Genomic DNA, 13,094 nt, shown 5'->3' on the forward strand with positions numbered 1-13,094 from the left:
TACAGGACACTGGACACATCCGACAAAAAATAAGACGATCCAGCCGTCTGGTGACCACTTTCCCTTATAAAAACAAAAGTTGAATTATGTCCAAGCACGTCTCCCCGCCCTTGCGGCGCGTCAGCATCCTGGCGATCGACCGGGTTTTCGCTTCCACTCTCATGCAAGCCAAGGATTTCTTCCATCTGGCCAGCCTGCGTTACGGCAAACAACTGGGCCACGGCCTGACTCCGGCGTTCGAAACCCGCCTGGTCAGCCCCGACGGCAAACCGGTGAACAGCTTCAGTGACGTGGTCATGCCGGTGGACGGCGGCCTGGAAAACGCCGACGTCATCATCCTCCCGGCGTTCTGGGACGATTTCGATACCCTGTGCCAGCGTTATCCACAGGTCCTGCCGTGGCTGCGCGAACAGCATGCCCGGGGCGCCGTGCTATGTGGCGAGGCCACCGGGGTGTTCTGGCTGGCCGAGGCCGGATTGCTGAACGGCAAGGAAGCGACGACCTACTGGCGTTTCTTCAACGCCTTCGCCGAGCGCTTTCCGCAGGTCTATCTCAATCAGGACAAGCACCTGACCGACGCCGACAACCTGTATTGTGCCGGCGGCACCACCTCGGCCTGCGATCTCTACATTTACCTGATCGAGCGCTTCTGCGGCGCCAACGTGGCCCAGGCAGTAGCTCGCGACATTCTCTATGAAGTGCAGCGCAGCTACGCCCCGGGACGCATCGGTTTCGGCGGTCAGAAGCTGCACCAGGACGTGATCATCCTGCAGATCCAGCATTGGCTCGAAGAGCATTTCGCCGACAAGTTCCGCTTCGAGGATGTGGCCCGCGAGCACGGCATGAGCATTCGCAACTTCATGCGCCGCTTCCAGACCGCCACCGGCGACAAACCGCTGCACTATCTGCAACGGCTGCGCATCGAGACCGCCAAAGGCCTGCTCTCCGGCAGCCGCAAGAGCATCAAGACCATCAGCTACGAAGTCGGCTACGACGATGCGAGCTTCTTCGCACGGCTGTTCCGCCAACACACCGAACTGTCGCCGAACCAGTATCGACAGCAGTTTCAGCAGGCTGCCTGACGACTCGACCAGACACAAAAAAGGGCCTGCATCTGCAGGCCCTTTTTGTTTGCCGAATCCGCTTAAGGCTTGTGTGCCCGGGACAGGAATTCGTGCGATTGCATCTCCAGCAGACGGCTGAGGGTACGCTGGAACTCGAACGTCAGACGCCCGCCGGTGTACAGGTCTTTCAACTCGACTTCGGCAGAAATGATCAGTTTGACGTTACGGTCGTAGAACTCGTCGACCATGTTGATAAAGCGTCGGGCGATGTCGTCGGTGGTGACGCTCATCTGCTCCACGCCACTGAGCAGCACGGCATGGAAGATCTTGCCCAATTCGATGTAGTCGTTCTGGCTGCGCGGGCCGTCGCACAGTTCGCGGAAGTCGAACCAGGCCACGTCGTCGCAAGTGCGCAGGGCCCGGATTTCGCGGTTCTCGATGATCAACACATCGTTTTCCACCGCCGCCGTGCATTCCGGCGTCAGCGCGCGGAAGCTCTTGCGCAGGCTTTCATGAGCGGCTTCGTTGAGCGGGAAGTGGAACAGTTCCGCTTGTTCGAGGTGGCGCAGACGGTAGTCGACGCCGCTGTCGACGTTGACGATTTCGGTGTTCTGCTTGATCAGCGCGATGGCCGGCAGGAAGCGCGCGCGTTGCAGGCCGTCCTTGTACAGGCCGTCCGGCACGATGTTCGAAGTGGCGACCAGGGTCACGCCGTTCTTGAACAGCTCTTCCATCAGCGTGCCGAGGATCATGGCATCGGTGATGTCCGAGACGAAGAACTCATCGAAGCAGATGACCCGCGACTCCGTCGCAAAACGCTTGGCGATGATGGTCAGCGGGTTTTTCTCGCCGCCGAGGGTTTTCATCTCTTCGTGCACACGCTTCATGAAGCGGTGGAAGTGAGTACGGGTCTTTTCCTTGAATGGCAGCGCTTCGAAGAAGGTGTCCACCAGGTAAGTCTTGCCGCGACCCACGCCGCCCCAGAAATACAGACCCTTGACCGGCGTCTGATCCTTTTTGCCAAACAGCTTGCCCAGCAAACCCGGCTTGTTCTGCTCGGCCGCGATCAGATCGTCGTACAGGCGTTGCAGATGACGAACGGCAGTTTCCTGCGCGGCATCATGGAAGAAGTCCGGGCGTTTCAGATCAGCTTGATATCGTTCTAGGGGCGTCATAATTCGTTAGCAAGGCAACAAAAACGGGCCGTCACTGTAGCGATGGCCCGTGGGAATGGCAATCGGCCCTTGGTCGGGCCGGCCCGTTGATTATTCCTGAACCGGCGTCAGAGCGATCCGCAAAGCCTCGACAGCTGCATCCCGCGCAGCCACGTCGGCGAACGCCGGGCTGTCGCCGACGCACTCGCCTTCCAGCCAGACACTGAAGCCCAGGCCTTCGCTACGTACATCCAGCGCCTGACCCGATTGCAGCTGCTTGGTCACCTGACCGGCGGTTTTACCGTCGGCGAAGTTGCGCGACAGCAGCAGTTGCTCGCCGTCAGCCGCCAGCAGACGGAAACGGAAGCTGCTGTCGTCTTCACGGAAGCTGACGAAACGTGCGGCTTTCGCAGCTTTCTTCTTGGTGGTTGCGGCCACCTGAACCTGATTGACGAAGGAACGCAGGCCGACCGCTTCGCGCAGCTCGTTGAGGAACGGCGTCGCCACCGCACGGGCCTTCTGGGCGCCGTGTTGCAGGATGTCCTCCAGATCTGCCGGACGTTCGATCAACTGGTGATAACGCTCGCGGGATTCGCCCAGCTCGTTGTCGAGCAGCTGGAACAGACGGTTCTTCGCCTCGCCCCAACCCAGACCGCCCAGCAGTTCGCTGCGGAACTCGTCGGCCTGCGCCGGCGTGGAGAACGCCAGGAACAGGGTGAACAGGTGCGAATTGTCCGGATCTTTCGCTTCGCCCGGCGCGCGGGAGTCGGTAACGATGCGCGAGATCGCGTCCTTCATTTCCTTGGCGCTGGAGAACAGCGGGATGGTGTTGTCGTAGCTCTTGGACATCTTGCGACCGTCCAGGCCCGGCAACGTGGCCACGCTTTCCTCGATCAGCGCTTCAGGCATGGTGAAGAATTCCTTGCCCTGGCCAAACAGGTGGTTGAAGCGCTGACCGATGTCGCGGGCCATTTCCACGTGCTGGATCTGATCGCGACCGACCGGCACCTTGTGCGCGTTGAACATCAGAATGTCCGCCGCCATCAGCACCGGATAGCTGTACAAGCCCATGGTGATGCCGGCATCCGGGTCTTCGCCGGTCTCGACGTTCTTGTCCACCGAAGCCTTGTAAGCATGGGCGCGGTTGAGCAGGCCCTTGGCGGCGACGCAGGTCAGCAGCCAGGTCAGCTCGGGGATTTCCGGGATGTCGGACTGACGATAGAAGGTCACGCGATCCACATCCAGGCCACCGGCCAGCCAGGTCGCGGCGATTTCCAGACGCGAGCGCTGGATGCGCAGCGGGTCATCGCACTTGATCAGGGCGTGATAGTCGGCCAGGAAGTAGAACGAATCGGCATGGCTTTCGCGGCTGGCGAGAATCGCCGGGCGGATGGCGCCGGCGTAGTTGCCCAGGTGCGGGGTGCCGGTGGTGGTGATGCCGGTGAGGATGCGGGTACGGTTCGTCATGGGTAATCGCTTGTCAGACTGCAATCAATTCGAGAGACGCGGCAGGATCAGATCCTTGAGATCGGTCAGCTTGCCATGAAAAAAGTGTCCGCATTCTGCCACTTTCAGCAGCTCATGGGGGCGCTGGAGTTTGTCAGACCAGTCGTAGACCAGCTGCGGATCGATCACTTCGTCGGTTTCCGGCTGGATCACGGTCAGCTCGCCCTGCTGCGGCAGTTGATCCTGCTCGCCCAGACGCATCACCGCCGGCGCAACCATGAACAGGTGCTTGAGCGTGACGCCTTGGGCTTCGAGACGGCCGCCGAGACTTGCGGCAACAAATCCGCCGAAGGAGAAACCGAACAGGGTCAGCGGCAGATCCGGGTGTTTTTCCAGCAGCCATGCGGCAGCGGCCTGGGCGTCATCGACTTCACCGGTGCCCATGTCATGGGAGCCTTCGCTGGCACCGACGCCGCGATAGTTGAAGCGCAAGGTGATCAGACCGGCGTCGCGCGCGGTGCGCTGCAGGGTCGAGACGACCTTGTTGAGCATGGTGCCGCCCTGCACCGGGTTAGGATGGCAGATCAACGCGATGCCGCGCGGCTGCTCGTTGTCCAGATACAAAGACTCAAGTTGCCCTACCGGGCCATCAATCACTACAGGGGTTTCACGCATCAGCAAGGAAGGAACTCCGTGACCTCGAATCGGGTCGACTCGTCTAGCAAATTGTCTGTGCCAGTCTATTGCGAGTGAATCGCGGTATACAGCGCAGGTTCGAGCCGTTAACGTAAAGCAAAGCCGTTTATAGAGGAAGGACTCGTGGAACACTCGCTCTTAGTTTGGTTGTTACCGACTCTTGCCCTGGTTGTGGGTGTCGCCATTGGTTTCCTGATCGCTCGCGTTGCGCCGAACGCCGCGCCCAGCCGCACGCAGCGTCAACTGGACGATATTCAGGAACGTTTCGACAGTTATCAGAACGAAGTGGTGACCCACTTCAACAGCACCGCCAATCTGGTCAAGAAACTGACCCAGAGCTATCAGGAAGTGCAGGATCACCTCGCCGAGGGTGCCAACCGTCTGGCGCTGGACGAACAGACTCGTCAACGCCTGCTGGCCTCGCTGCACTCCGAAGCAGCACAGGCCCCACGGGAACGCCTGACGCCACCACGGGATCAGGAACCGCCGCGTGACTACGCGCCGAAGACCCCGAACTCGCCGGGCATGCTTGATGAGCATTACGGCCTGAAGAAGTAATCAACCTTCGCGCCAGCAAAAAGCCCCCGGACAATCACTTGTCCGGGGGCTTTTTTGTAGCTGACGGTTACGGGTATTGCTGAACCGTGCCCGGTTGTTGCTGACCACCGTACTGCTGGCCCGGGATCGCCTTGAGGTTGACTTCGACGCGGCGGTTCTGCGCCCGGCCGTTGACGTCACCGTTGCTGGCGATCGGATTATCCGGACCGGCACCGCGGGCACTCAGGTTGGCACCGCTGACGCCTTGCGAAGTCAGGTAGGTGGCCACGCTCTGCGCACGACGCTGGGACAGGTCCATGTTGTGCTGACGGCTGCCGGTGCTGTCGGTGTAGCCGACGATTTCGATCTGGTTCTGGTTGAACTCCTTCAGGGAGTTGGCCAGGTTGTTCAGCGGTTGATAGAAGCTGGAAGCGATGTTCGCCGAATCGGTGGCGAAGGTGATGTTGCCCGGCATGATCAGCTTGATCTGATCGCCCTGACGCTGCACTTCAACCCCGGTATTGGCCATGCTGGCGCGCAGTTTTTTCTCCTGCTGGTCGGCGTAGTAGCCGTAACCAGCGGCCGAGGCACCGACGACGGCTGCGCCGATCAGCGCGCCCTTGCCCCGGTTGTTGTGATCGATGGCGGCACCGGCCAGCGCGCCGGCCAAAGCACCGAGGCCACCGTATTTGGCGGTTTTGCTCATGCCCTGGGAGCCACCGTCGGCCTGACCCTGATTGTCATACGGGTTGGGCGAGGCGCAGCCGGACAAAACGGCCACGGCAGTAGCGACAATAATCAAACGACGCGTGGTGAACATGGAGTGCTCCTACATTTTGCATTCTGTGGTGCAGCGGACATTGGCAACTGGCCCGTGCGGGCGTTGGATCATGACAATGCACAAAAATTCCACTGGGCACCCGTGACAAAATGTTTAGGCACGCACAAACGGGTTCTCGCGCATTTCATCCCCCAGACGCGTATCCGGACCATGCCCGGCCACAACAGTCGCGTCTTCATCCAGGGTGTACAGCCGCTGCTTGATCGATCGCACGATGGTCGCCTGATCGCCGCCCCACAAATCCGTGCGCCCTACTCCGCGACGAAACAGCGTGTCGCCTGCTATCAACAGCTTAGCCTCGGAAAACCAGAAGCTCATGGAACCTGGCGTATGTCCCGGCGTGTGCAGCGCCACGCCACAGCCGCAGGCCAGTTCTTCGTCGTCGCTCAGCCAGCGATCCGGCGACGGCACTGGGGTGTAAGGCACGCCGAACATCTGGCATTGCATCTCGAGGTTGTCCCACAGGAACTGATCTTCCTTGTGCAGATGCAAGGTGGCGCCGGTCTTTTCTTTCATTTGCCCGGACGCCAGGAAGTGATCGAGGTGTGCGTGCGTGTGAATGATGCTGACCACTTTCAGGCCCAACGCATCGAGGCGGGCCATGATCAGGTCAGGGTTGCCGCCCGGGTCAACGACGATGGCCTTTTTGGTGAGCGGGTCGCCGATGATCGTGCAATTGCACTGAAGGGGGCCGACGGGGAAGGTTTCGCGCAGAAGCGCAGGATTTGGGGCAGACATTGAATCCTCGACAGACGGCAATACGCGTTCGCTAATGATTCTATCCCACAAGCCGATATAGATCGCCGGGTCAGTAATTTGACGCCACCAATCGGAAAATGATGGCTCAATGATGTCAAATGTACAAAATCTGGTGCAAAATCGCTTTTTTTTGTAGCGGTCGCATTCAGGAAGGGCCGCAGCGCATTCAGGAAATCCCATGCCGACGCCCAAGACGTATTCCCCTACCTTCACCGCCACCCTGACTGGCAATGCCATTGTCGACAGTCTGATCTCCGGCACCTTCTGGCTGGGTTCCAACTGGACGCCCAACGGGCCGACCAACCTCAGTTACAGCTTCATGGCTCCGGTGACCTCGTACTTCATCACCAACTACAGCCCTGACAATGAATACAACGCCCTGTATGAGTTGACGGCCGGTCAAAAGACCGCGGTGACCAGCGCGCTCAATGCATGGAGCGCCGTCGCGAACCTGAATTTCACATTGACCACCGATACCTTGTTCAACGTCGGCGACCTGCGCTTTGGCGCATACCGATTGATGGATGACAAAACGGCAGCCTGGGCTTATTTCCCTGCCGATACACCGACTGCGGGCGACGTCTGGATCGGGCCTCAGACCAATGATCCCAATCCGGGCAAAGGTAGCTACGACTACCTGACATTCGTCCATGAAATCGGCCATGCGCTGGGTCTCAAACATCCTTTCGATGCGAGCAACACCAACAAGCTATTGCTTGATCCGTCACTCGACGACGTCCACTTCACAGTGATGAGTTACAACAGTAACTACTCCTATCAGCCAACGACGCCGATGGTTCTGGACATCATCACGATGCAGAGCCTGTATGGCGCCAACATGCTGTGGCAGACCGGCGACAACGTTTACAAGTGGGATGCCAACCAGTCGATTTTTGAAACAATCTGGGATGCGGGTGGCAATGACACGATTGATGGTAGCAACCAGCTTGGTTCGGTCATCATCAACCTGAATGAAGGCAGCTACAGTCAGATTGGCAAGGCGTTCGTTGACCTCAACAACAATACCGCCATCAATGACGGGCTGGCGATTGCTTATGGGGCGAAGATCGAAAACGCCACGGGGTCTCAGTTCAATGACACCCTGATCGGAAACGCGCTAAACAACACGCTCAATGGCATGGCCGGCGCCGATGCCATGGCCGGCGGTGATGGCAACGATACCTACTATGTAGACAATGCAGGTGACGTCATTGTCGAACAGGCAACTGTGGGATCTGGCATCGACACAGTCATTTCGTCAATCAGCTACACTCTGGGCAGTAATCTGGAAGACCTTACCCTCATCGGTTGGAACGACCTGACCGCCACCGGCAATGCCCTGAGTAACACGCTCACAGGCAACAACGGCAACAATATCCTCGATGGTGGCCTTGGTGCCGACACCATGATCGGTGGCACGGGCAACGACACTTATATCGTCGACAACGCTTCCGATGCGGTCATTGAGAACAGCGAACTGCCGAATGAGATCGACACCGTCCTTTCGTCCGTCAGCTTCACTCTCGGCGCCAATATTGAAAACCTGACCCTGACGGGCTCGGACAACATCAATGCGATTGGCAACAATCTGAACAACGTTCTGATCGGCAATGCCGGGAACAATCTGCTGGGCGGTGGCGGTGGCCTGGATACCATGATTGGCGGTGCGGGTGACGACCTATACAGTCTCGATCAAGCCGGGGAGCTGGCGTTGCTGCAAGAAAACGCCAACGAGGGCCTGGACACTCTCAACATTGTCTACAACGCCAATGCCCAGACCTATGTTGTAGACCTCACCCAGACCAACCTGTTGAACGTCGAAAACGTCATGGTCAGTGGTGCAGGTGCGTTCACCTTGATTGGTAACGACAGCAACAACATCCTGGTCGGCAACGCAGCCAACAACATCCTGCAAGGCGGCACCGGCAACGACCAGTTGGACGGAGGTGCAGGTGCCGACGCCATGAGTGGCGGTGTGGGCGATGATACGTTCATCGTCGATAACGCCAACGATTCCGTTATCGAATTGACCGGCGAAGGTCATGACCTGATCAAGACCTCTGTCAGCTATACCCTCTCGACCAATGTCGAGGACGGCCAATTGACCGGTTCCGCCGCTATCGACCTGTTCGGCAACAGCCTGAACAACGTCCTCACCGGCAACAGCGGCGCCAACACACTCAACGGCGGTCTGGGCGCAGACACCATGATCGGCGGCGATGGTGTCGATACCTACTACGTCGACAACGTCGGCGACGTGGTGATCGAGACCGATGCCTCGCCGACCGCCTACGACCGGGTCTTCGCCTCCATCGACTACACCCTCACCGCCAACGTCGAGAACCTGCTCCTGAGCGGTATCGACAATCTCAACGGCACCGGCAACAGTTCGGGCAACCGCATCACCGGCAACGATGGCAACAACATCCTCGACGGTGGCCTCGGTGCCGACACCATGATCGGCGGCCTGGGCAACGACACCTACATCGTCGACAACGCCAGTGACACCATCATTGAAACCAGCACCCTGGCCAGCGAAATCGACACCGTGCGTTCTTCGGTGAACTGGACCCTGGGCGCCAACCTGGAAAATCTGGTACTCACCGGCACGGCCAACCTCAACGGCACTGGCAACGGTCTGAACAACACCCTGACCGGCAACGATGGCAACAACATCCTCGACGGTGGCCAGGGCGCAGACTCCCTGACTGGTGGCCTCGGCGACGACATCTATGTGATCGACAACGCCAATGACACTGTGCTCGAACTCGCCAACCAGGGCCGTGACCTGATCCGCACCTCTGTCAGCTATACCCTCTCGACCAATGTCGAGGACGGCCAATTGACCGGTTCCGCCGCTATCGACCTGTTCGGCAACAGCCTGAACAACACCCTGACCGGCAACAGCGGCGCCAACACCCTCAACGGCGGTCTGGGCGCAGACACCATGATCGGCGGCGACGGTGTCGATACCTACTACGTCGACAACGTCGGCGACGTGGTGATCGAGACCGATGCCTCGCCGACCGCCTACGACCGGGTCTTCGCCTCCATCGACTACACCCTCACCGCCAACGTCGAGAACCTGTTCCTGACCGGCACTGCCGATCTCAACGGCACCGGCAACAGTTCGGGCAACCGCATCACCGGCAACGATGGCAACAACATCCTCGACGGTGGCCTCGGTGCCGACACCATGATCGGCGGCCTGGGCAACGACACCTACATCGTCGACAACGCCAGTGACACCATCATCGAAACCAGCACCCTGGCCAGCGAAATCGACACCGTGCGTTCTTCGGTGAACTGGACCCTGGGCGACAACCTGGAAAATCTGGTACTCACCAGCACGGCCAACCTCAACGGCACTGGCAACGCACTGAACAACACCCTGACCGGCAACGATGGCAACAACATCCTCGACGGCGGCCAGGGGGCAGACTCCCTGACCGGTGGCCTCGGCGACGACATCTATGTGATCGACAACGCCAATGACACTGTGCTCGAACTCGCCAACCAAGGCCGTGACCTGATCCGCACCTCTGTCAGCTATACCCTCTCGACCAATGTCGAGGACGGCCAATTGACCGGTTCCGCCGCTATCGACCTGTTCGGCAACAGCCTGAACAACACCCTGACCGGCAACAGCGGCGCCAACACCCTCAACGGCGGTCTGGGCGCAGACACCATGATCGGCGGCGACGGTGTCGATACCTACTACGTCGACAACGTCGGCGACGTGGTGATCGAGACCGATGCCTCGCTGACCGCCTACGACCGGGTCTTCGCCTCCATCGACTACACCCTCACCGCCAACGTCGAGAACCTGTTCCTGACCGGCACTGCCGATCTCAACGGCACCGGCAACAGTTCGGGCAACCGCATCACCGGCAACGATGGCAACAACATCCTCGACGGTGGCCTCGGTGCCGACACCATGATCGGCGGCCTGGGCAACGACACCTACATCGTCGACAACGCCAGTGACACCATCATCGAAACCAGCACCCTGGCCAGCGAAATCGACACCGTGCGTTCTTCGGTGAACTGGACCCTGGGCGACAACCTGGAAAATCTGGTACTCACCGGCACGGCCAACCTCAACGGCACTGGCAACGGTCTGAACAACACCCTGACCGGCAACGATGGCAACAACATCCTCGACGGCGGCCAGGGCGCAGACTCCCTGACCGGAGGCCTCGGCGACGACATCTATGTGATCGACAACGCCAATGACACTGTGCTCGAACTCGCCAACCAAGGCCGTGACCTGATCCGCACCTCTGTCAGCTATACCCTCTCGACCAATGTCGAGGACGGCCAATTGACCGGTTCCGCCGCTATCGACCTGTTCGGCAACAGCCTGAACAACGTCCTCACCGGCAACAGCGGCGCCAACACCCTCAACGGCGGTCTGGGCGCAGACACCATGATCGGCGGCGACGGTGTCGATACCTACTACGTCGACAACGTCGGCGACGTGGTGATCGAGACCGATGCCTCGCTGACCGCCTACGACCGGGTCTTCGCCTCCATCGACTACACCCTCACCGCCAACGTCGAGAACCTGTTCCTGACCGGCACTGCCGATCTCAACGGCACCGGCAACAGTTCGGGCAACCGCATGACCGGTAACGACGGCAACAACATCCTTGATGGCAAGGCCGGTGCCGACACCATGATCGGCGGCCTGGGCAACGACACCTACATCGTCGACAACGCCAGTGACACCATCATCGAAACCAGCACTCTGGCCAGCGAAATCGACACCGTGCGTTCTTCGGTGAACTGGACCCTGGGCGACAACCTGGAAAATCTGGTACTCACCGGCACGGCCAACCTCAACGGCACCGGTAACGAGTTGAACAACACCCTGACTGGCAACAGCGGCGCCAACACCCTCAACGGCGGTCTGGGCGCAGACACCATGATCGGCGGCGATGGTGTCGATACCTACTACGTCGACAACGTCGGCGACGTGGTGATCGAGACCGATGCCTCGCCGACCGCCTACGACCGGGTCTTCGCCTCCATCGACTACACCCTCACCGCCAACGTCGAGAACCTGCTCCTGAGCGGTATCGACAATCTCAACGGCACCGGCAACAGTTCGGGCAACCGCATCACCGGCAACGATGGCAACAACATCCTCGACGGTGGCCTCGGTGCCGACACCATGATCGGCGGCCTGGGCAACGACACCTACATCGTCGACAACGCCAGTGACACCATCATCGAAACCAGCACCCTGGCCAGCGAAATCGACACCGTGCGTTCTTCGGTGAACTGGACCCTGGGCGACAACCTGGAAAATCTGGTACTCACCGGCACGGCCAACCTCAACGGCACTGGCAACGGTCTGAACAACACCCTGACCGGCAACGATGGCAACAACATCCTCGACGGCGGCCAGGGCGCAGACTCCCTGACCGGAGGCCTCGGCGACGACATCTATGTGATCGACAACGCCAATGACACTGTGCTCGAACTCGCCAACCAGGGCCGTGACCTGATCCGCACCTCTGTCAGCTATACCCTCTCGACCAATGTCGAGGACGGCCAATTGACCGGTTCCGCCGCTATCGACCTGTTCGGCAACAGCCTGAACAACGTCCTCACCGGCAACAGCGGCGCCAACACACTCAACGGCGGTCTGGGCGCAGACACCATGATCGGCGGCGACGGTGTCGATACCTACTACGTCGACAACGTCGGCGACGTGGTGATCGAGACCGATGCCTCGCCGACCGCCTACGACCGGGTCTTCGCCTCCATCGACTACACCCTCACCGCCAACGTCGAGAACCTGTTCCTGACCGGCACTGCCGATCTCAACGGCACCGGCAACAGTTCGGGCAACCGCATGACCGGTAACGACGGCAACAACATCCTTGATGGCAAGGCCGGTGCCGACACCATGATCGGCGGCCTGGGCAATGACACCTACATCGTCGACAACGCCGGTGACACCATCATCGAGACCAGCACCCTGGCCAGCGAAATCGACACCGTGCGTTCTTCGGTGAACTGGACCCTGGGCGACAACCTGGAAAATCTGGTACTCACCGGCACTGCCAACCTCAACGGCACTGGCAATGGTCTGAACAACGTACTGACCGGCAATGCCGGCAACAACCTGCTCAATGGGGGGGCCGGCAACGACACACTTATCGGCGGGCTGGGCACTGACACCTTGACCGGTGGCAGCGGTGCAGACGTGTTCACGTTCAATGACTGGAACGAGAGTGGAGTGGGCAATCTGCGCGATGTCATCACTGACTTCAACAGCGCACAGGGGGACAAAATCGATCTGACGAAGTTTGATGCCAACCTGCTGACCGCCGGTTTCAACGGCTTCACCTTCATCGGTGCGGGCGACTTCACTGGCGCGGGCCAACTGCGGTTCATCGATCACGTGCTCTCAGGCAACGTGAGCGGTAACACCGGTGCGGACTTCGAAATCCAGCTGGTGGGTGTGAACAGCTTCAGTGCCAACGATCTGGTGGCCTGATACAACCCGACACCCGACCTGTTTTCACAGGTCGGGAGCCAAACAGAAACGCCCCGATGATTCGGGGCGTTTCTGTTTACGTCAAT

At 59.6% G+C, this 13,094-nt stretch carries 8 protein-coding genes; 3 read left to right on the plus strand and 5 right to left on the minus strand.

The window, feature by feature from the left end:
* Positions 1–185: 185 nt before the first annotated feature.
* Complete coding sequence (locus tag K3819_RS24115) at positions 186–1,082, plus strand: GlxA family transcriptional regulator (RefSeq protein WP_178076451.1); 897 nt, start codon at positions 186–188, stop codon at positions 1,080–1,082.
* Positions 1,083–1,144: 62 nt separating this feature from the next.
* Here the strand turns inward: K3819_RS24115 and zapE are convergent, their stop codons facing one another.
* The 3 genes from zapE to K3819_RS24130 form a co-directional block, all read right to left on the minus strand.
* Positions 1,145–2,239 carry a cell division protein ZapE gene (gene zapE / locus K3819_RS24120; protein WP_064599321.1) on the minus strand — a complete coding sequence of 365 codons (1,095 nt, stop codon included), beginning with the start codon at positions 2,237–2,239 and terminating at the stop codon, positions 1,145–1,147.
* A 90-nt stretch (positions 2,240–2,329) separates the two neighbouring features.
* Positions 2,330–3,685 carry a tryptophan--tRNA ligase gene (locus K3819_RS24125; RefSeq protein WP_221398076.1) on the minus strand — a complete coding sequence of 452 codons (1,356 nt, stop codon included), beginning with the start codon at positions 3,683–3,685 and terminating at the stop codon, positions 2,330–2,332.
* A 24-nt stretch (positions 3,686–3,709) separates the two neighbouring features.
* Positions 3,710–4,339, minus strand: a complete 630-nt coding sequence (locus K3819_RS24130; protein WP_085610982.1) for an alpha/beta hydrolase — start codon at positions 4,337–4,339, stop codon at positions 3,710–3,712.
* Positions 4,340–4,483: 144 nt separating this feature from the next.
* Between K3819_RS24130 and K3819_RS24135 the strand changes: the two genes are divergently transcribed.
* Positions 4,484–4,918, plus strand: a complete 435-nt coding sequence (locus K3819_RS24135) for a YhcB family protein (protein ID WP_039766275.1) — start codon at positions 4,484–4,486, stop codon at positions 4,916–4,918.
* A gap of 67 nt (positions 4,919–4,985) precedes the next feature.
* Here the strand turns inward: K3819_RS24135 and K3819_RS24140 are convergent, their stop codons facing one another.
* A complete protein-coding gene (locus K3819_RS24140; protein WP_007956806.1) occupies positions 4,986–5,717 on the minus strand; it encodes an OmpA family lipoprotein in 732 nt (243 codons plus the stop codon).
* A 114-nt stretch (positions 5,718–5,831) separates the two neighbouring features.
* Entirely contained in the window at positions 5,832–6,476 is a 645-nt protein-coding gene (locus K3819_RS24145) for an MBL fold metallo-hydrolase (protein WP_085610971.1), read from the minus strand.
* Positions 6,477–6,675: 199 nt separating this feature from the next.
* On the opposite strand from K3819_RS24145, the gene K3819_RS24150 reads away from it, so the two are divergent.
* Positions 6,676–13,008 (plus strand): M10 family metallopeptidase, encoded by a 6,333-nt coding sequence (locus K3819_RS24150; protein ID WP_221398077.1) that lies wholly within the window; start codon positions 6,676–6,678, stop codon positions 13,006–13,008.
* The last annotated feature ends 86 nt before the right edge of the window (positions 13,009–13,094 follow it).

Source organism: Pseudomonas sp. 3-2 (assembly GCF_019710535.1).
Lineage (GTDB): Bacteria > Pseudomonadota > Gammaproteobacteria > Pseudomonadales > Pseudomonadaceae > Aquipseudomonas > Aquipseudomonas pharyngis.